The 21028-nt window shown below is 50.3% G+C and carries 19 protein-coding genes; 13 read left to right on the forward strand and 6 right to left on the reverse strand.

The annotated features are described in order from the left end of the window. The first annotated feature begins 322 nt into the window (after positions 1-322). The 11 genes from ACMXD4_RS14975 to ACMXD4_RS15025 are packed head-to-tail and all read left to right on the forward strand — an operon-like array spanning position 323 to position 9968. The gene (locus ACMXD4_RS14975) at positions 323-1540 is read left to right on the forward strand and encodes a type II secretion system F family protein (protein ID WP_415880836.1); all 1218 of its coding nucleotides are present in this window, start codon (positions 323-325) and stop codon (positions 1538-1540) included. Between the two features lie 57 nt (positions 1541-1597). Beyond that, positions 1598-2023 carry a type II secretion system major pseudopilin GspG gene (gene gspG / locus ACMXD4_RS14980; protein ID WP_033159576.1) on the forward strand — a complete coding sequence of 142 codons (426 nt, stop codon included), beginning with the start codon at positions 1598-1600 and terminating at the stop codon, positions 2021-2023. Beyond that, complete coding sequence (locus ACMXD4_RS14985; protein WP_415878619.1) at positions 2024-2491, forward strand: GspH/FimT family pseudopilin; 468 nt, start codon at positions 2024-2026, stop codon at positions 2489-2491. Further along, complete coding sequence (locus ACMXD4_RS14990; RefSeq protein WP_415878620.1) at positions 2478-2897, forward strand: type IV pilus modification PilV family protein; 420 nt, start codon at positions 2478-2480, stop codon at positions 2895-2897. The genes ACMXD4_RS14985 and ACMXD4_RS14990 overlap by 14 nt, the downstream gene beginning before the upstream one ends. Continuing rightward, entirely contained in the window at positions 2897-3610 is a 714-nt protein-coding gene (locus tag ACMXD4_RS14995; protein WP_165786276.1) for a prepilin-type N-terminal cleavage/methylation domain-containing protein, read from the forward strand. The genes ACMXD4_RS14990 and ACMXD4_RS14995 overlap by 1 nt, the downstream gene beginning before the upstream one ends. After that, positions 3603-4583, forward strand: a complete 981-nt coding sequence (locus tag ACMXD4_RS15000; protein ID WP_415878621.1) for a general secretion pathway protein GspK — start codon at positions 3603-3605, stop codon at positions 4581-4583. The genes ACMXD4_RS14995 and ACMXD4_RS15000 overlap by 8 nt, the downstream gene beginning before the upstream one ends. Continuing rightward, positions 4561-5733: a PilN domain-containing protein gene (locus tag ACMXD4_RS15005; RefSeq protein ID WP_415878622.1), complete on the forward strand. Its 1173-nt coding sequence runs from the start codon at positions 4561-4563 to the stop codon at positions 5731-5733. Before ACMXD4_RS15000 ends, ACMXD4_RS15005 begins: the two co-directional genes overlap by 23 nt. Continuing rightward, the gene (gspM, locus tag ACMXD4_RS15010) at positions 5730-6308 is read left to right on the forward strand and encodes a type II secretion system protein GspM (RefSeq protein WP_033159567.1); all 579 of its coding nucleotides are present in this window, start codon (positions 5730-5732) and stop codon (positions 6306-6308) included. The genes ACMXD4_RS15005 and gspM overlap by 4 nt, the downstream gene beginning before the upstream one ends. Next, positions 6305-6922 (forward strand): hypothetical protein, encoded by a 618-nt coding sequence (locus tag ACMXD4_RS15015; RefSeq protein ID WP_171694837.1) that lies wholly within the window; start codon positions 6305-6307, stop codon positions 6920-6922. Before gspM ends, ACMXD4_RS15015 begins: the two co-directional genes overlap by 4 nt. Then, on the forward strand, positions 6912-9176 hold the full coding sequence (gene gspD, locus ACMXD4_RS15020) for a type II secretion system secretin GspD (RefSeq protein WP_415878623.1): 2265 nt from the start codon (positions 6912-6914) through the stop codon (positions 9174-9176). The genes ACMXD4_RS15015 and gspD overlap by 11 nt, the downstream gene beginning before the upstream one ends. A gap of 45 nt (positions 9177-9221) precedes the next feature. Continuing rightward, positions 9222-9968 (forward strand): MgtC/SapB family protein, encoded by a 747-nt coding sequence (locus ACMXD4_RS15025; protein ID WP_415878624.1) that lies wholly within the window; start codon positions 9222-9224, stop codon positions 9966-9968. A 68-nt stretch (positions 9969-10036) separates the two neighbouring features. On the opposite strand, the gene ACMXD4_RS15030 is transcribed toward ACMXD4_RS15025, so the two are convergent. The 3 genes from ACMXD4_RS15030 to ACMXD4_RS15040 all read right to left on the reverse strand — a co-directional run bounded on the left by ACMXD4_RS15030 (position 10037) and on the right by ACMXD4_RS15040 (position 13217). Continuing rightward, complete coding sequence (locus tag ACMXD4_RS15030; protein ID WP_033159564.1) at positions 10037-10249, reverse strand: hypothetical protein; 213 nt, start codon at positions 10247-10249, stop codon at positions 10037-10039. A 316-nt stretch (positions 10250-10565) separates the two neighbouring features. Continuing rightward, on the reverse strand, positions 10566-11783 hold the full coding sequence (locus ACMXD4_RS15035) for a M20 aminoacylase family protein (RefSeq protein ID WP_415878625.1): 1218 nt from the start codon (positions 11781-11783) through the stop codon (positions 10566-10568). Positions 11784-11801: 18 nt separating this feature from the next. Beyond that, positions 11802-13217, reverse strand: coding sequence for a sigma-54 dependent transcriptional regulator (locus ACMXD4_RS15040; RefSeq protein WP_415878626.1), 1416 nt, complete (start codon positions 13215-13217; stop codon positions 11802-11804). 228 nt (positions 13218-13445) lie between these two features. Here ACMXD4_RS15040 and ACMXD4_RS15045 point away from each other — a divergent pair, with 228 nt between their 5' ends. After that, on the forward strand, positions 13446-14690 hold the full coding sequence (locus ACMXD4_RS15045) for an HlyC/CorC family transporter (protein ID WP_101052136.1): 1245 nt from the start codon (positions 13446-13448) through the stop codon (positions 14688-14690). Positions 14691-14898: 208 nt separating this feature from the next. On the opposite strand, the gene corA is transcribed toward ACMXD4_RS15045, so the two are convergent. The 3 genes from corA to xrtA form a co-directional block, all read right to left on the reverse strand. Beyond that, positions 14899-16176 (reverse strand): magnesium/cobalt transporter CorA, encoded by a 1278-nt coding sequence (gene corA / locus ACMXD4_RS15050; RefSeq protein WP_101052135.1) that lies wholly within the window; start codon positions 16174-16176, stop codon positions 14899-14901. 274 nt (positions 16177-16450) lie between these two features. Then, a complete protein-coding gene (locus tag ACMXD4_RS15055) occupies positions 16451-17851 on the reverse strand; it encodes a mannose-1-phosphate guanylyltransferase/mannose-6-phosphate isomerase (protein WP_197026931.1) in 1401 nt (466 codons plus the stop codon). Positions 17852-18003: 152 nt separating this feature from the next. After that, on the reverse strand, positions 18004-19527 hold the full coding sequence (gene xrtA / locus ACMXD4_RS15060; protein WP_415878627.1) for an exosortase A: 1524 nt from the start codon (positions 19525-19527) through the stop codon (positions 18004-18006). A gap of 250 nt (positions 19528-19777) precedes the next feature. Between xrtA and ACMXD4_RS15065 the strand changes: the two genes are divergently transcribed. Continuing rightward, entirely contained in the window at positions 19778-21016 is a 1239-nt protein-coding gene (locus tag ACMXD4_RS15065) for a hypothetical protein (protein WP_415878628.1), read from the forward strand. Positions 21017-21028 lie beyond the last annotated feature (12 nt).

A 21028-nucleotide genomic window follows, 5' to 3' on the forward strand; every position in this document is an offset into this window, starting at 1 on the left:
CCCGCAACTACTTTATAGTGGCGAGCATGTTTTGCCGGCGGAATTAAGCCTCGCCAGACCGAATCTGCGTGATGATTAACCCGGCCCTTAAATACCCGGTCACCTATATGCCCTTGGCTATCGAAGGGCATATCCGTCTGGGCTTAGATGAACTCAATTTGATCGGAATATCCGTGATCAATAGGGCCGGGCTAGTAACATGAAATGTGAGAGACATATACACGCTACGCAACGGTTATAGAGTATCCATGTTTTGGCATTGCAAAAAACATTGCCGACTACCAAAGCGCAAACCCAGCTAAAAAGCAAACTAAACAAATACATGCCTTTATTCTCCTACAAAGCCGTCAACAGTCAGGGTGTCGCCGAAGAAGGTGTGCGTAATGCTGCAGACGAGCAGGCCTTGCTGCTGGAATTGCAAAACCAGGGCTTGATTCCTATCCGTATTGAATTGGCGAAAGATAAGACCTTTCTGGGGTTCAAACTAAAGTCTGCTACCGTCAAACTGTCGCAAAAAGAAATCGGTATGCTGACCGGCGAATTGGCGACCTTGCTGGAATCGGGTTTGCCGCTGGATCGGTCGTTAACGATTCTGATGCAGTTGACCGAGGAAAATCCGAAACTGAATAAACTAGTCGGCGAAGTGCTGGAAAAGGTCAAAGCCGGCAAGGCACTCGCCGATGCGTTGGAAAGCCAAAGCGGGGTGTTTTCCAAATTTTATCTGAACATGATCCGCGCCGGGGAAATGGGCGGCAATCTGGGCGGGGTGTTGCTGCGCTTGTCGGAATACATGGAACGTTCGCAGGAACTGAAAGACACGGTCAGCACCGCGTTGATTTACCCGGCCATTTTGTTGCTGATGTCGCTGGCCTCATTGTTCGTGATGCTGACCTTCGTAGTCCCGCAGTTTAAGGAAATGTTCGATAGCGCCGGCCAAGCCTTGCCGGTACCGACTCAGATCGTAATCGGCCTGGCCGAGTTTCTGCAAAGTTATTGGTGGGTGCTGCTGATTGTTATTGTCGGCAGCGTGCAAACTATAAAATTGCAGTTGGCCGATCCGGCCGGCAAGAAAGCCTGGGACGGCCGGCTACTGAAGTTTCCGTTATTCGGCGACATCATCCTGACCATGGAAATAGCCAATTTCAGCCGTACCTTCGGCACTTTATTGGGCAACGGCGTGTCGATTTTAAAATCGCTGGGCATCGTCCGGGAAACCGTCGGCAATATAGTCTTGGCGGATCTGTTGGAGCATGCCGAAGCCCAGCTCAAGCAAGGCCGGACCATGTCGGACGCCTTGGCCCAGCAAAACCTGTTTCCCAAACTGGCGGTGCAAATGATTAAAATGGGCGAGGAAACCGGCAAACTGGAGGAAATGCTGATGCGGGTAGCTACCATTTACGACAAGCAGCTAAAGACCACCATCCAGCGGATGCTGGCGCTGTTGGAACCGGCCTTGATCATTTCGCTGGGCTTGATGATAGGCGGCATCATCGTTTCCATCTTACTGGCTATTTTGAGCGTAAACGATCTGGCGGTTTAGGCGCATGGGCGAATGAATTCGCCGGTACCATCCATTTTTATAGAAGGAGTTTTGCAAATGAAACACATGTTACGCCGCCACGGCGGTTTTACCTTGCTGGAATTATTGGTGGTATTGGGCATTATCGCCATGCTGGCCGGGATTGTCGGCCCGCAGGTGATGAAACATATGGGCGCCTCCAAAACCAAGGCCGCCAGAGTACAAATCGAGGATCTGGCGGCGTCGCTGGACATGTACAAACTGGATGAAGGCCGCTACCCCACCAGCCAACAAGGCTTGGCCGCGTTAGTGGAAAGACCGGCCGATGCCAAGCGCTGGAACGGCCCTTACCTGCGTAAGGACAAAATCCCGCAAGATCCTTGGAATCAGGATTATCACTATGTCTTCCCCGGCCAGCACGGTAAGTTCGATTTATTCAGCTATGGTGCCGATGAAAAAGAAGGCGGCGAAGGCGAAGATCAGGATATCAACAGCTGGGAATAAATGACCTCCCTGCCCGCCCGCCAACGCATGCAAGGCTTTACGCTGATCGAGCTGATCATCGTACTGCTGATCAGCGTGCTGGCTTTTGCGGTGGTCGGCAGCAATATCGGCTCCGGCAACCGCAGTACCAAGCTACAAGCCGTCGCCAGGGATATGGCCTCGGCTCTGCGTTACGCGCACGGCCAGGCACTGATGACGCAAAAGCCGGTCAGTGTCGCCATCGACCTGCAAGACAACAGTTACCGCATCAGTAACCACGACAAAACTTATCCGTTTGCCGAAGAGATTGACGTGTCCTTAGTGGTCGCGGAGGAAGAGTTTAGCGAGGGCGAGCAAGGCCATATTCGGTTCTTTGGCGACGGCTCGTCCACCGGAGGCCGGATCACGCTGGAATGGGGCAATCAATTGCGCCGCATCGACGTTAACTGGATTACCGGTCAGGTCAGTATTTCCGATGCAGCGGCATAAAGGCTTTTCCCTGCTGGAAATTCTGGTCGCCTTTTCCATCATGGCGATAGCATTGACGATACTGCTGCGCATCTTCGGCACCGGTGTTAACAATGCGGTTATTTCCGAGGAATACACTATCGCGGTGCAAATTGCCGAATCGCTGATGGCCCGTACCGGCGTGGAAACAGAGCTGACAACCGGCGAAAGCCAGGGCACGGAAGGCGATAAATACGACTGGCAAATCACGGTCAATCCGGCGACGCCAGTGCAATCCCGAGCCAGTCTGAAAGATACGGATCCCGATCAGCAAAAGCCGGCGCCGGTGTTGATGTCGGTGCGGGTAGTGGTGGCGTGGGGTGAGGATGAACAACCGCGTGCCGTGGAATTGCATACCCTAAAACTACAACAACCAGGTCCGGGCTAGTGTCGCAGCGTTCATCGGTAAAAGGATTTACGCTGATCGAAATGCTGATAGCCATCAGCTTGCTGGGGATCATGGTGGTCTTGCTCTTCGCCAGTTTGCGGATAGCCGCGGAAAGCTGGAACAGCGGTGAAGCCAAAATCAGCGAAGTGAATAAAAAAGCCGTGGTTTACCAATTCTTCAAACGGCATTTGAGCAATACCAAACCCTTCCCTATCATCCAGGAAAACCAAGCACAAAACGCTCAACAACTGGGATCGCAAGAATTGCCGAAACTGGCTTTCGAAGGCTTGCCGCAAAGCATCAGCTTTGTCTCTGCGCTGCCGGCCGCGTCGGCACGCAAGGGCTTACAAGTGTTTCATGTCGGCCTGGACCCGCAGCAGCCGTCGACCCTGAAAGTCGCATTAACCCCTTACCGGCAAACCGAATCGATACCGGCCGACGCCGAACCGGTCGTGCTATTGGAAAACTTACGGCATTTCAAAATCAGTTACTTTGGCGCATCGGCTGACAACGTTGACGGTAATGGTGCTTGGCTGGACGAATGGCAAGGACAAGCCACCGGCCAGTTACCCAAACTAGTAAAAGTCAGCATCGCACTAAACGACGACAGTTTTTGGCCGGACATGATATTTGCATTAAAAATCAACGGACAGCCGAACGCAGAAGCGTTGCTCGGCGAGCAAAATCAGCAGCCCGGCATCGCGAATGAATAGCATGCTTCGTGCACAGGCAGCCCATCGGCAAGGCGGCCTGGCGCTGGTAATTGTCATTTGGATTTTGACGCTGCTGAGCCTGATGGCCGGCAGTTTTGCGTTAAGTATGCGCCGGGAAAGCAGCGTCGCCGGCGCGTTGAAAAACAATGCCCAAGCCCAAGCACTGGCGGAAACCGGTTTAAACATTGCCCAATTCATGCTGCAACAGGCCGATCCCGAGCGGCGTTGGCACGCGGATGGCAGTATCTATCGAATACCGGGCAACGATAGCGAAATTCGGATCCGAATTATCGCCGAATCCGGCAAAGTGGATATCAACGCCGCGGAGGAACCTTTATTAAAGGCCTTGATTAGTTCGGTAAGCGACGACAAAAAGCTACAGCAGAATTTGTTGGATGCCCTGCTGGATTGGCGGGACGCCGACGATGATCCGCGTCCGCAAGGCGCCGAGAAAAAACAATATCGGCAGGCCGGGCTGGCTTATCAGCCCAGCAATCAACCTTTTCAATCCCTGGAGGAGTTGCAATTAGTGCTGGGGTTCAACGCCGATATTTTCGAGCAGCTGCAACCGTGGATTACCATCTATTCCGGACAAGCGGAATTAAACTTACGGCGGGCACCGTCGGAGTTACTGGAAATGGTTGGTGACAACCTGCAGGCACAGAATATTCATGATGTATACTTGGACAAACGCTTGTCTGAATCGGCTGCGGCAGACGATAGCACGGCCGATCAGACCGATCCGGCATTGGCGGATGAAGAGCAAACGTATACTATTATGGTGCAAACCCTGCTGGAAGATCAGGCGACGGCCGCTATCGAAGCAGTGGTAAGAATCCAGAACCAAGACCCCAGCCAAGCGCCCTACCAAATCCTGGATTGGAAACAAGGTCAGCAAGTATTGGCCTTATTCGACTCGGCCAAGGAATCCCAGCTCATTACCGTTCAAGATGAATTTACAAACCAGCATTGATTTCGATCTGAAACGTTTCTTCCAGTGGTGGGGGCGAGAATTGGCGTTTTTGGTACCGAGTCGTCTCAGATCCTTGCTGACAGACCGTAGTGGCGCACTCGTAATCAGCGCCGCCGACGCGGATTTTCAAATCCGTTTTTATCGCGAGGCCGAACAGCAAACCCCGATGACATGGCGCTTGGACAGCAACCTCGCGGATAGTTATCAAACCTTGAAGGCCCAACATCCGGATTTTGAAAAAGCCGAATGTATCTTGCGCCTGGACCCGACACAGGCGCTAAAAAAAATCGTCTATTTACCCGCTGCGGCACAAGAGAATCTGCAGCAAGTTGTCGGGTTTGAATTAGACCGTTATACGCCGTTCAAGGCCGAGCAAGTCTATTTTGCCGCCATACCGCTCGGTAAAACCGAGCATGGTCAAATTGAAGTATTACTGGTATTTACGCCTAAAACCGTACTGGACGAGCAACTGGTCAAACTACAGGCTTTGGGGATACAGCCGGTGCGGGTGGATTTCTGCCATGCCAGCACCGTGTGCCCTGCCGATGCGCCCGCTTACAATTTACTCCCGGAACGCTACCGGCCACGCGGCAACGCCTTAGCTCAAGCCATGCACTGGCTGCTGAACAGCTTACTGTTACTGTTGTTTCTGGCAGTTTTGATTTGGCCGGTGTGGCAGGAAGGTCAAGCCGTCGATGTCTTGAAAAATCACATCAAAACACTGGAAAAAGAAACCCGCGTAATAGAAGAACAACAGCACGAAATCGATGCCTTACGCCAGCAAACCCAACGTTTGATAGACATTAAAACCCAGTCTCCCGCTCTGGTCGCGGTATTGAACGAACTGAGCACCTTGTTAAAAGATGACAGCTGGTTGACGCATTTTCAATTTGCCGACAAACGTCTGCAAATCCAGGGTCAATCGCCGGGCGCGTCGTCTTTGATCGGTTTGTTGGAAAGTTCCGGATATTTCAGCAATGTCAGTTTCGTCTCGCCGTTGACCCAGGATAAAGCCACCGGGCGCGAGCGCTTTCAAATTAGTATGGATGTTAGCCCGCCACCCGCCGAGCCTGCTGAGGATGCCGAAGCGACGACCACCAGCCAGCCTGCTCCAGCTGAATCTGAGGCAAATGGAGGGTCCGAGCAATGAATGAAGCGCGCTATCAGCGCTGGCTGGCACTGGCTCTACTTGGATTGGTGTTATTTACCGTGATATTTTTGGTACTGCTGCCTTTATTCAGCAGCTGGCTGGATTACCGCGAGCAAAAAAACGACCTGTTGTTTCGTTTGCAACGCCAACAAGCCATTGTCGCCCGCCGCGACAGCGTTGCCCAAAACCTGGAATCATTGAATCAGCAATACCAGCAGCAAGGCTATCTAAGCGACAGCGACACCGAAGCCTTGGCCTCAGCTGAGCTACAAAACATCGTCAAAACCGCAGTAACAGAAGCCGGCGGCCAACTGACCAGCACGCAAGGTTTGCCGGGCAAGGCCGAAGAGGATTTTGTGCGTATCGCGGTAAAAGTGCGCATGAGCGGCAGCATTGAAGCATTGCGCGCGGTGCTGCACAGTCTGGATACCAATATGCCCTTGCTGCTGGTCGATCAATTGGACATTTCCCCGGTACGCGGCGCGCGTAACCGCAGCACCAACAAAATGGACCCCAGTTCTCAGTTGAATGTCAGTTTTGAAGTGATCAGCTTTATGCGAGCCAAAGCCTCATGAATCAGAAGCTGATCAGATTGCAATTACTGGGTTGCGGCACGCTGAGCCTGCTGTTGGCAGCGGAATGGACGTATAGTCAATATACCTTAAAGCAATTGCAAACACTGCTTGAGCCGCGCCCGCAAACCGAATCCCCGGCCGAGCAACTGCCCAATATCGCCGATAATAGCGGCTCTGCGGAAACCTACAGCGATATTGTCGATAGACCTTTGTTTGTGGAAGGCCGAAAGCCAGTCGCCGAAACCAATCCGACCGACAATTTGCAAACTCAAGATTCCGGACAAATCGACGATTGGGAGTTAATCGGCGTTTACGATAAAAATAACAAGCCGACCGCCTTGTTTAGAAAGCGCAACGAAGCCAAAAAGTTTTTAAAAATAACCGAAGAACAAAGCATATCCGGCTGGCTGCTGAAGCAAATACACGCCGACCATGTGCTGCTTCAGCAAGGCAGCCAGGAAAAATCGGTCGTATTGAGAAAGCCGCGTGCGCAAGTCAAGCCTCCGGTACCGGGCAAGCCAGCCGTACCGCCCAGACCGCCGCAGCCCAACGCCGTTGCCAAACCTATAGAACCAGTACCTAATGAAAATCCCGAGAACATCAATGACAACTAAAAAAATCAACATTCCTCCAATGTTGGCGTTGGCGCTGTCCATGACCGGCTGTGAATTTATCGGCCCGCAATTGCATGAAAAACTGGCTATTGCCGATCACAAACCGGCTCAAGAAGACACCTTGTTGATTCCGGAACTGGCTAACGAGGCCAATAAAAACGCCGAAAATAGAATCACTAAAGTCGAAATGTACCCTAGCGGCGACGCGAGCATCGCCCCGCAAGCCGGCCATCAAGGCAGCGGCAAAACCAGTGGTAAGGGCGAATACAGTTTGAATTTCGATGACGCCGATCTGGGCGAAGTGGCGAAAGTAATACTCAGCGATATTCTGGGCCGGAACTACACTATCAGTCCGCAAGTGGTCGGCAAAGTGACTTTGCAAACCTCCAAACCCTTAAGCAAGGACGAGCTGATTCCAACGCTGGATATGCTGCTGAGTTTGAATAATGCCGCCCTGACCGAACAAGGCGGCATGTATCTGATTAAACCGTCAAACGAAGCCTTGTACAGCAGCTCAATCAGCTCGCTGTCCGGCGCCAAAATGCCCAATGGTTATCAGGTGCGGGTAATTCCGGTCAAAAATGTCGCGGCTTCGGAGCTGGCGGAGATATTGAAACCGTTATTGCCGGAAAAATCGTTGCTGCATGTCGATCCGAACCGTAATCTGATATTGGTCGCCGGTTCCGGCGCGGAAATCTCCAGGGCTTTGGATGTGGTCAATACCTTTGATGTCGATATTTTAAAAGGCCGCTCCTTTGCTTTGTTTACACCGGCTAACGTCAGCGCCGACAAAATCATTGAAGAGCTGGAGCAAATCTTCAACACCAAAAAATCCAAAGACGACGAAGCCAGCTTTTTCCGGTTTATCGAAATAGAAAGGCTTAACGCGGTATTAGCCGTCACCCATCAAGCCGGTTATCTGAAGGACATTGAAAACTGGGTATATAGGCTGGATCGCATTAACACAGCGGCAGCCGGCGGCGTGAATGTCTACCGGGCGCAACATGTCAGCGCCACCGATTTGGCCGAGACCTTAAGCAATATTTTCGGTAGCGGCGGTTCCGGCAAATCCAGCAAGGCTTCTATCGCCTCCGGCCGCAAATCATTATCGGCCACCAATAAAAAGTCGGATAGTTCATCAAGTAGCAGCGCAGGCGGCGCCAACCGGCAGCAGGATTCGATGAGCGATAGAACGCTCAGCGACCGAACCAAAGATAAGAGCAGCAGCGGCGCACTCGGCGGTAGCTTAAGCGGCAGTTCGGGTGGCAGTAATAACAATGACATGCCCAACGTCAAAATCATCGCCGACGAAGGCAATAACGCGCTGATTATCGTCGCGACCGCCCAGGAATATGCAGTGATTGAGCGCGTGTTAAAACAGCTGGATGTGCTGCCTTTACAAGTGATGATCGATGCCACGATTGTGGAAGTTACGCTGAAAGACGATTTAAAGTATGGATTGCAATGGTATTTTAGTCACAATAACGGAGGAAATAACGATACAGCTGGAGGCTCTGCACAAGGCTTGAGTCTCACAAATGTTGCTAAAGATGCTATGAAGGCATTTGGCACAAGTGGTTTCTCCTACGCTTTTTCTAGCGGTTCGAAGGACATTCAAGCCGTACTAAATGCCAGTGCTGTCAATAATAACGTCAATGTCATCTCCTCGCCGTCCTTGATGGTATTGAACAACCAGGAAGCCACGATCAAAGTCGGCGATTCGGTGCCGATACGTTCGTCGGTTTCCAGCAATTTGAGCAGCAACAATTCCAATAACGGTATCGTGCAAACCAGTTCAATCCAGATGATCGATACCGGTGTCAATTTGTCGGTTAGGCCCAGGGTGAATGCCGGTGGATTGGTGCTGATGGACATATTACAAAGTGTTAATCAGGCTATCAAAACCACGACCAGCGACACCATCGACTCGCCCACCATTCAAAAAAGGGAAATCGAGAGCAGCGTTGCAGTACAAAGCGGCGAAACCATTGTTTTGGGCGGTTTGATCAAAGAAAACAACGATTATTTGCGTGACGGCGTGCCGCTGCTGCACGAGATACCCTTAATCGGGCCGCTTTTCGGCGGTACGACGCGGAATAAGGACAAAACCGAGCTGGTGGTGCTACTCACCCCCCGCGTGATGAAAAGCCGCCAGGATGCTAGGGATATAACAGACGAGTTCAAACGTAAACTGTCCGGCATCTATTATCAAAAGCCTGTTGAAATTAATGTTGAAGTGGAGACGGTGCCATAGGCCCAAGTCTGTAGCCCGTATCTACCAAAAAACCGGACGATAAACATGAATCCAATCTCGCCGGACCGGCTGATTTCGTTTTGGTCGCTTGCCCAATTGGAAGCCAGCGTGGTGATTCTGATGAATATCGTCGGCGCTTTGTTTTTGGGCATGGTGGTGGGCTACGAACGCTCCTACCACGGCCGAGCAGCCGGCATGCGCACCTATGGTCTGGTGTGCATGGCTTCCGCGGCAGTAACGGTTATCGTCGGTTACCCGCAGTTCTGGTTTGGCGGCTTATTGCCGCTCACCACTACCGCCGACCCCACTCGGGTTATTCAAGGCATCGTGACAGGTATCGGTTTCTTGGGTGCCGGCGTAATCATGAAGGAAGGTCTGAACATCAGCGGCTTGACGACCGCCGCATCGATTTGGGCCTCTTCGGCGATTGGTATTTTATGCGGCGCCGGGTTTTATTTTGCGGCCATTTTGTTGGCTTTAATTGCGTCGGCGACGATGATCTGGGGCGGGCGAATCGAAGCAGCCTTACCTTCCCGTCATGCAGTGTCGGTGATTTTGCGTTTTCAAACCGGCTATCGACCTAATCAGACCGAGATTAACGATTTGGCAAATGCCTTGGGTTATCGATTGGCCGAAGGCTCGATTGCCGTTATCAGCAACAATAAACACGAAGAATGGCATCTGGTTTTTATTGCAACCGGTAATCATAAAATATCGATTCCTGCGATTGCGGAAAGCTTGGAACGCTGCGAATTTCTCAACGGTTATCAAGTCGCCTTTGCCCGAAACTGAGCGTCAGGAAGCAGTGAATCGATAAGATGCCCTGCTTCCTCATCGCTTTTCTCGGTTGAATTGCCGGGTTATTCCAATACGTTTTTCACACATTGTCTGGCGAACGTATTAATCGACAGCGTATCGCTTAAGTATTGGTTGAATAAACCGCTGATATCGACCGGGTTGAGATAGACATAAACGCCGCAGCCGGTTAGCGCGATAAATTGCTGACTCAGCGTTTCAACGAATAAAGTGCGTGTGTTGCTGAGTTGGGTGATTTCGTTGCTTGAGGTTTTCATGACATCCACCTAATTTGCTGGTTAAACCCAACAACCAAGCAGCATGATCCACGCCAAATCACTCACCAATTACGCTTCAATGGCCTCAACGCAAACCGGAATCCGTCCAAGTACCTCAAAATCCTGCCTTTTCTAAAACATAAGGAACCCAGACTGATTCTTTCCCGGGTTGATGCTTTGAAGGAAACCGCTCTCCTCATGAGCTAAGCATGGAAAACTGTGCACTGACCTGGCAATTTTGTCGCAAAAACTGCCAGAGTTGTCACAAAACCGGCATTTTCAATCCACTCTGTCACAGTCGTTTGGCAGGCATTATTTAAGCTGACAGACAAGTTTCTACCAATCTCACCCAATAGGTCGCGCCTAGAGGCAAAATATCATCGTTAAAATCGTAACTGGTGTTATGCAGGGCACAAGGACCGGCGCCATGACCAATACTGCGATGATCACCGGAGCCGTTGCCGATGAAACAGTAGCTACCGGGTAACTTTTGCAGCATAAACGCAAAATCTTCGGCGCCCATCGTGGCTTTTTGCTCCAAAACATGCCGGTCGCCAACAATAGAGGCCATGACGCTACGCGACGTTTCGACTGCCTCACGGTGATTAACCGTCGGCGGATAGCTACGTTTAAATTCAAAATCACATGCCATTCCATGTGCCAGACAAATATGCCGGGCTACTTCCTGCATACGGGTTTCGATCAAATCCAGTAATTGGTTGGAGAATGTGCGTACCGTACCGGCTAGCTCGCAGGTATCGGCAATAATATTGGTCGCCTCACCGGCATGTAACATCGTGACTGAAATCAAACCGTTATCCAAGGGATGGGCGCTGCGGGTTAAGATGGTTTGAAACGCCATAATCATTTGCGCGGCCACCGGCACCGGATCCAATCCCAAGTGCGGCAATGCTGCATGGCAGCCTTTGCCCCGAATCACGATCCGAAAAGTATTCAATGATGCCATCACCGGTCCGGGACTCACCGCAAATTGCCCAGCCGGCAACTCCGGCCAATTGTGCATGCCGTAAACCGCTTGCATCGGAAACAGTTCAAACAGGCCGTCCTTGATCATCTCATCGGCGCCGCCACCGCCCTCTTCCGCCGGTTGGAATATTAGATAGACAGTCCCGTCAAAATAACGCTGGGTTGCCAGATATTGCGCCGCAGCCAACAACATCGCGGTATGGCCATCATGCCCGCAGCCGTGCATTTTGCCTGGGTACCGCGAGGCATGTGCAAAGCTGTTTTGTTCATGCATCGGCAAGGCGTCCATATCGGCACGCAAGCCGATTGCCTTGTCGGAACTCCCTGCTTTGATGATCCCGACTACACCGGTTTTACCCAAGCCGCGATGAATAGGAATCCCCCATTCGGTCAGTTTAGCCGCGACCAAATCCGCGGTACGCATCTCTTCGAAGCACAACTCCGGATGGGCGTGTATATCGCGGCGCAATTGGCGAATAACGGCAATATTGGCGACAATTTCCGGTATCAGTAAGGCTGACGACAATTCAGCATCGAGTTTATTCATGGCAAGGCGGTGTGCGGTCTAAGCCGTATCGGTTTTGCGCAGCTTTTCCACGAGCGTGGTTCTGCGCATATTCAGCAGTTTGGCGGCATGCGCTACAACGCCATTGCATTCTTCCAAAGCCTGACGAATCAATTCGTTCTCGAGATCGGTCAAATATTCCTTAAGATCGATACCTTGTTCGGGTAAATGCACGGCCGCGACTGCACCGGGTGTCGGCATCGCCAGCGCTTCTCGCTCAGCCGGCCGCACAATGTGAATATCCTGCTCCGGCAATACAATCTGCACGCCTTCCGGTACTTCATAGCCCTGAAATTTTTCCGGTAAATCACTGACATCGACACTAGCATCCGGACTAATGATGGCTAAACGCTCGATCAAATTTGACAACTCGCGGACATTACCGGGCCAACTGTGTTGCATCAAGGTGGCGATTGCGCGAGGCGATAAACTGACGGTACCCCGGTTGGCGGCTTCCATGCGGGCAATCAGGTCGTTGATTAAATAAGGAATATCTTCGGCTCTTTCCCGCAAGGCTGGCACTTCGATCGGGAACACGTTCAGACGATAAAACAAATCCTCTCGAAAGCGCTTCTCGGCGATTTCCTGTTCGAGGTGACGATGCGTCGCAGCAATAATCCGCACATCGCAATGGATGGTTTTATTGCTGCCGACACGTTCGAAAGTGCGTTCCTGCAATACTCTTAACAACTTAACCTGCATCGGCATCGGCATGTCGCCGATTTCATCCAAAAACAGCGTACCGCCTTCCGCCATTTCGAAACGACCTTGCCGCGAGGTCAACGCGCCGGTAAATGCGCCCTTCTCGTGGCCGAACAATTCGCTTTCCAGCAGTTCACCGGGAATAGCCCCGCAATTGACCGGCACGAATGGCCTGTCTCGCCGCGCAGAGGCACGATGCAGCGCTTGCGCCACTACTTCCTTACCTGTGCCGGATTCGCCGAGAATAAGCACCGTGGCGTCGGATTTGGCGACTTGATCGATCTGCGCACGGGTTTTTTGAATGGCTTTGCTTTTACCCGCCAGACCCTTATCAGGCAGCGATTTTTTACTGGCTTGCGCAGGCTGCGGCAAACTGTCCAATAGTCGGATCAATAGCGGGTAGACAGTCGGCCACTCCAAGGTTTTATTGACCATTTGCTGAATGGCGCTAACCACCTGCGGCCCACCGGCGTCCACCAGCAAAACCACAGGAATCTCGCCGACGCTTTCGGTGACCGTTTTGATCAAGCTGGCTTGCTTGTCTCCGCCGCAGCCGACAAATACCGCACCGAAACTGTCATGATCTCTAAACGCCGCTTCAAAATCACTACTGGCAACCGCCTCCACGCGATATTCCAAAAACCGGAGTATGCCTTCCACTTGCTGACTGCGGTGGGTGTTGTCATCAATGAGCAAAATTTCTGGCAAAGCCATGCGTATATTCTCTGCAAACTACGTTGTTTTAAGGCGGAAGGGGGTTGCTGATTTTAAGTTAAGCATCGAATCCGGTTATTGTCAAAATGGCCCCATTTCAAGCTATTGCATAGTTTAGTTCATGTTATTTACATCGATTGACTAATCAGCCATCCCATTTTGCAGCTTGACAAATTTTCCACAACATAGAAACTAGCTCGATGTTTAACAACCAAGAGCCCCGTTGCCTTGAACGACATATCTTTGAGTATACTGTTCGGTATACTGGCAGCCTTACTGATTATTTCAGCTTTTTTTTCCGGCTCTGAAACCGCCTTGATGACGCTGAACCGTTATCGGTTGCAGCATTTGGTGAAAAAAAATCATAAGGGCGCGATTAAAGCCCATCAACTCTTAAAAAGGCCGGACCGTTTGCTGGGCCTGATCCTGCTGGGCAACAATTTTGTCAATATCCTGGCGTCGTCCTTAACAACCTTGATTGCCATCCGCGTGAGCGGAGATAACGCTATAGCCCCCGCTATCGGCCTGCTAACTTTCGGCATGCTGGTATTTTCCGAAGTAACCCCAAAAACCCTGGGCGCCCTCAAACCTGAGTTGCTGGCCTTACTATCCTCCTGGATTTACATTCCCTTATTAAAGATATTTTATCCCTTGGTATGGGTGATTAACGCTATATCCAGCCTGTTGTTATGGCCGTTCGGTATTAAAAGCTCAAGTAATACGGCTATCGAATCGCTAAATAAAGACGAGTTAAAAAGTATCGTTTCGGATGCCAATCATTTGCCGACGCGCTATCAAAACATGCTGTTGAGTATTTTAGATCTGGAATCCGCCAGCGTTACCGACATCATGACTCATCGCAATGAAATTATCGGTATCGATCTGGAAGAATCGGTCGAAGACATTATCGAACAACTACAAAATAGCCCGCATACTCGCTTGCCGGTATACAAAAAAAATATAGACCGGGTGATAGGTTTTCTACATTTACGTACGATTTTGGCACAAATTAGCGACCCTGATTTCGATAAACACAATATCACCAATAGTCTGTCCAAGCCTTTTTTCATTCCGGCCAGCACCTCGATTCACAAGCAAATGCAAATCTTTAAGGCCGAAAAACTCCGTATCGGCTTGGTAGTAGACGAATATGGCGATGTACAGGGCTTAGTGACGCTGGATGATTTATTACAGGAAATCGTCGGTGAACTGGTCTCGGAAGAACCCGATATAAAAATGCAAAAAGACGGTAGCTATCTGGTGGATGCCGGCGTAACCATCCGCGAACTCAATCGCATCACGCATTGGGATTTGCCCACCGAAGGTCCGAAAACCTTGAATGGCTTGGTAATCGAATACATGGAAACCATTCCGGAACCGGGTACCAGCGTGAAACTGCATGGGCATATTATTGAAATAATTAAGCGCGATGAAAACGCGATCAAGCTGATTAAATTCAATCCCAAACGCTGACCAAAATTTATTTTAGGCAAAAAAAAGGCGGTTATTTTTAATAACCGCCTTAGAAGCAATAGGAAGAAATATAACGCAACTTTAAACTATCAAACCGAACTAAAAAGTTAGGTTAATCATAGTGGCGAAAATTTCAAATTCAAATGTGACATATTGTCGCAGGTTGAGTTTGAGCGTTAAACAGTTCAGCGGTATGTAAATTGCTCGCTTACCTCAACCAACCCTTCCTTTTAAAGAAAATAAACGGCAATAATACCGAGATAGTCATCAATCCGAGTGCAAAAGGATAACCCAGCATCCACTGCAATTCCGGCATATTCTCAAAGTTCATACCGTAAATACTGGCAATCAGGGTGGGCGGCAACATTGCCACCGAAGCAACCGAGAAAATCTTGATCACCTTGTTCTGATTGATATTGATAAAACCGACGGTGGCATCCATCAGGAAGTTAATCTTGTCGAACAAAAACGCGGTATGGCTATTAAGCGATTCTATATCGCGCAGAATTTGCTGCGCATCTTCCAACTGCGTGGTATTCAGCAGTTTGCGGCGAATCAAAAACGACACGGCGCGCTGAGTGTCGAGCATATTCCGGCGGATTCGGCCGTTTAAATCCTCCTCTGCGGCAATATCGGTCAAAATATCCGCAGCTTCTTCGTCGCTAATATCCTGGCTCAAAACTTTTTTGCTGACAATTTCCAACTGCTCGTAAATATTCTCCAGCGCATCCGCGGAATACTCGGCTTCAGCGCCGTATAAATCCAGCAACATATCCTTACAATCGGAGACAAAGCCAGGCTGCGTGCGAGCCCGTAAACGCTGTAAACGAAACACGGGCAATTCTTCACTACGTACCGAAAACAACATGTCACCGCGCAGTATGAACGCGACCGGTACACTGCGCGATTTGCCTTCGCGATCCAGTAAAAAATCCGAATGTATATGAATTTCGTGCTGATCCTCGACGTAGAACCGGGCGCTGGCTTCCAAATCGGTCAAATCCAGGGGGTCCGGCAACTCCAGGCCATAATGTTGCCCGATAAGCAGCCGCTGCGCCTTGCTTGGCGCCAACAAATCGATCCAGATCGGCTTGATGGCGTACAAATCGTGGCGGCAGGTAATCGCCACTTTGGCTAGGCGACCTTCGACCAACTCGAATGCGCTCATTTGTCCCACGCCACAATGCGGTTCTCGGTCGCCGACCAATTCCTCGCGCAAGGTATCGGACAATTCCCAAAGCACATCGTCCTGCCTGGATTCCTCGACCTGCTGCCAGACCAAGTTCGCATCCTCCAGGTCCAGAGCATGCAGAATTTGCCCTATTTCGATAGCAGACAGCCGCGCCAACAGACTACGCAGTTCCACCATGTGCTGCTTTTGTACCAAAGCAGTGATCAGCTTACGGCGCGGCATGGGCTGATTGTTCAGCATGCCTTCGACAAGCTTATGTTTTTTCAACAAATCGTTGATTGTTTGTAGCGACAAGAGCAACTCCGGAATAAAGCAAGCACCAAATTTTTTATTCGGCGGGTATAAAACGGCTAACTTTAAACCAAAACGCTGACAAAAAATCCTTCGCCGCTCTTCGTTGAACGGCGAACTTCAGTAAATTTAGACAAAAGCACTTAATTTTGATGACACATCAAACGATGGATTGATGCAAACCATCTGCTTAAAGTAGTCACTGACAGATAATTCAAACAATATGCAAGTCCAGGCGCCACGTAAACAGACGCGGCGATAAGCAAGCAATTCCGAGTTAAATACGGCCGTATTGGTCTTCGTAACGGACGATATCATCTTCGCCTAGGTAGCTGCCGGACTGGACTTCCACCATTTCCAATGGAATCACCCCCGGATTCTCCAGGCTGTGAATAACCCCCAAAGGGATATAAATCGATTCGTTCTCGGTGACTAAAATTTTCTCACCGTTTTTATCTACCCAGGCAGTACCTTTGACAACTACCCAATGCTCTGCGCGGTGATGATGCTTTTGTACTGATAATTTGGCGCCGGGCTTCACGACAATACGCTTGGTTTGATGGCGCTCACCGGCATCGACCAAATCGTAATGTCCCCAAGGTCTGTAAACTTTACGATGCACGCTGGCTTCACTGCGTTTCAATTTTTTCAGTTGATCGACTACTTCCTTGACATCTTGCACCCTATCTTTCGCGGCGATCATGACCGCATCGTCGGTTTCGACCACTACCAAATTATCCACGCCGATCACCGCTACCAGTTTATTAGCCGAGTGAATATAGGAGTTGCAAGTATCCACCGTTAACACATCGCCTTTGATGGCGTTGCCGGCTGCATCTTTATCCGTTACGTCCCAAAGCGCGGACCAAGAACCGACGTCATTCCATTCTGCATCCAACGGGATCACTACCGCCTTATCGGTTTTCTCCATCACCGCGTAATCGATGGAATCTGATGGACACGTCGAAAAAATCTGCTTATCCAAACGCACAAAATCCAAATCGGGTTTTGCCGCCCGCAAGGCTTCCCTGCAAACCTCCAGCATTTCCGGATTGTATTTTTCTAACTCACGCAAAAAACAACCGGCTTTAAAAGCAAACATACCGCTGTTCCAGAAATATTCGCCAGTTTCCAGATAGCGCTGCGCGGTTTGCAAATCGGGCTTTTCAACAAATGCGGCAACTTTATAAGCTTCACCATAGCGGGTATCGCCGCGCTTGATGTAGCCATAGCCGGTTTCCGGCTCGGTCGCGACGATGCCAAACGTCACCAAAAGATCCTGTTTCGCCAACAGTTCGGCTTGAACCACCGCGCGATGAAAAGCGGCGCGATTACCGACCACATGGTCAGCCGGCAAAATCAACAATACATCGTCTTCGGAGCGTGCACTCAATGCAGCCATCGCTACGGCCGGTGCGGTATTTTTCCCGACAGGCTCCAAAATAATAGCAGCAGGTTTGATTCCGATTTCCCGCATTTGCTCTGCGAGCATAAACCGATGATCTTCATTACAAACCGCAATGGGTGCCTGTAAGCCGGCAACGCCATCAAGCCTTAAAATGGTTTCCTGAAGCATGGTGTTGCCGGACACCAAGGGTAAAAATTGCTTAGGATACTGACCACGAGACAAAGGCCATAGCCGAGTTCCTGAACCACCTGATAATACTACCGGGATCATAATGTCGTTTTCCTTACGGGCTGAATGAAAATGGGTTGGTCTAGTCTAACATTTAGGTAACTGCTGGGGTCAAGCCTTGGATTAGGTAATTTGACTCGCAAATTTGCCCCTTCGTTTTCATTGAATTGTCACAATAAGCTCGGCGCAGCCTTTTAATCACAACAAGCTATCGCGAGCTGTTTCAATTTTTGCCGGGCCAAATCGTAATCTCCATCCGGGGTTTCGGTATACATCACGACAAGCAATTCAGCCGATGCATCACCTGACAAACGTTTCAGCAATTGCCACCATTTCGCCAGATAGGCATTAGCGGTATTTTTGTCGCCAACCCTGTACCAACGCTCGACTAACAAGCTCCGATGTGTACTGTTTAGTACCGCTTCTTCAATATCGCCGCTTTTATCGGCTGCCCAGTGCATGGCAATGACGTCGTCATGCAGCATCCGCCATATCGGATGTTTTTGCGGCACCAGATAATTTTGCGAATTGACCAGTTCACCACCTTGGGTTTCATCGCCAAAATTGGCAAAATACATACCGACTATCGTTTGACCATCGCTTAAATAAACTTTGGCATCCGCCACCACGCCCTTAAAATTGGGCTCCCAACCCCAATCGGGCACCGCAACCGGCTGCCAATCAGGCAAAGACGGACTGCTAAAGCGCTCGGGTACCTCGACGTGGGCGGCCTGTAGTGCGGATAGGCCTTGTGACGCAAACGGCCAAATGAAAACGCATAAAGCGGTTACTGTTAAGGCTGGCCAATAATGTTTGTAAATCGTTGCAGCATCAGCAAGGTTAGAGTCACCCGCCGAATCCGGGGTCGATGCGGCCGCTACCCCAGCATCCGAATCGTGCCAAAAAGAGCCAAAATAAAACAACGCAAACATGACGATCCCAAAAAACACCCAGCCGTAAACGATGTGATCGACACCCGCAGCCAGCTTCATGTTACTGAAGTGGCCTATCATCACAATCAAATAGGCGCGCAGACCGTTAGCTAAAATCGGCACCAAAAACGAGAGCGTAATGAAGATAGTCCGTTTCTTGTAGCTGCTGTAATTGAGATACGCATAGACCGAACCCAGTGTTAGCGAAGAAATCAAATAACGCAAACCACTGCAACCCTCTACCACCGACCAGTTACCCGAGGTTAGCGTAAAAAACAAGCCTTCCCGGTAAACACTCATTCCGGTCAGCCGTATCAGCGTAACGACAAAGGTGGCGGTGTATTCCATTAAAGGCGGAATAAATGCTTCCCCGAATGGCACCATCAAAAATAAAAACACTATCGGAAATAACATTTGCGCGACGGTATGGCTGCCAAGCACGGCCCAAAAACCACCGACCAAAACACCAACCACGGCCCATTGCTGAATCACCGCAACATGCACCAAATCCGCAATTAACCAGCCAAATCCGCTAACGATAATAAACAGCAAACCTAACGGGCTAAAAGCCGGCCGTAAATCTCGATAGAGCTCCCGGCGCGACCAAATCAACCAAAGACTAACCGGGGCCACTAAAAAACCGTGCGTGAATGTGTCTGACCGCGACCAAATTGCGACAATTTCTAACCAGGTCTCAAAAAAAGCCGCTACTGAAACCAGGGTAACCAACACGACGCCCAGCAGCGGTTTACGCCAGTGTTCAGGCAGTCCTAAAGCTTTTAACATTCTATTTCCTCTGCTATTTAGTGGTTACTCAACTACGAACGCCCGCGTCGTCTATATGCTACAGAGCCTAGACTCATCCCAATGTTTAGCGAATGCCTATTTACCGCTGTTATCATAAGCCAGCTGCTATGTCGACCACATCTAAAGTTTGCGCTGTGGTTTTCAGCTAGTTCACTAATCTCTGCTACGATAAAAGTTCAGTGCGTTGGTCGACCCAATATTCAGGCTTTTTAATTATTAAACAAAATCCATGGTAGTTCTGTTTTTTTTAGGTTTCTGGCTGGCCTGCCTTACCGGCTTATGGCTGTGGAAAAAACCCTTATTTATCGCTACCTGGCGTGAGCCCTATTTTGCCGATACGCCGGTTTTAATCGAAAGCGACGACTGGGGTCCGGGTGGCGACTTCCACGCAGCCCGTTTAACAGAGCTGCTCTCCATGCTGGCCCAACATAAAGACGCTGTAAACCGCTCTGCGATACTTACCGCCGATATGGTGTTAGCCGTCCCAGATTTAGCAAAGATCGAATCCACGGGCCAATACCACAGGCGCATGCTGGACAAAGACTTCCCGGCCATTTTTGCAGCACTGCAACAAGGCATACAACAAGACACTTTAGTGCCGCAACTGCATGGGATGGAACACCTGAACGGCAAGGCCTTCGCGGAATTATGCCGGCAACAAGACCCGCGCCTGGCAACCGCTCGCGCAACCAAGGATTGGTGGGACTGGGAAAAACTGGATTCGCCGCTACAAGGCCACTATGTAGACGGACGCAATTTACCTACCCAGGCAATTGACGCTGCGGAAGCCAATTCACTGGTCGCAAATGCCATGCAATGTTTTACCGGCATGTTCGGCTATCCCAGCCTCAGCACAGTCGCCCCGTGCTATTTATGGAACGATGAGATCGAACAAAGTTGGCAACAGCAAAATATCATCGCCATTCAAACTGCCGGCTACCGCTGTACCGGGCGCAATGAAACCGGACATTATTTTCAGGATCCTCCGCTGATACGGGTCGGCAATACCAATCGTTTCGCACAACTTTACCTCGTTCGCAACGTGATGTACGAACCTGTTGACGGCAAAAACACACCGGCCAGCGCGTTTGCCGAAGCTGAAATGGCTTATCGCCAAGCCCTGCCTTTGAGTATTTCCACACATCGCTACAATTACACGCGCTCAGAGGACGAATGCCAACAAGCTATAAGTGGGTTAGACCATCTTTTAGGGCAAATCAGGGCAAATTTGCCCAACGTTCGCTTCTTGGCGTCCCCGGAACTTGGCGAATTCTTGCAAAACAAAACCGACAATATCGTGAATCGTTTCAATCAGCGTCAATGGCCAGCAATTAGCTTAGCTGCGACGCACCGCAAAACCGGTGCATTTCTATACCGTCTATACTACAGACACAGAAAATTAGCGCTGATCGGTTATTGCACCGGATTAATTGTACCGGCGTGGTTGATCTGCAAAACCAGTTTATAACCATTCTAACGT

It is taken from the genome of Methylomonas sp. TEB (assembly GCF_047777895.1).
In the GTDB taxonomy this organism is placed as follows: domain Bacteria; phylum Pseudomonadota; class Gammaproteobacteria; order Methylococcales; family Methylomonadaceae; genus Methylomonas.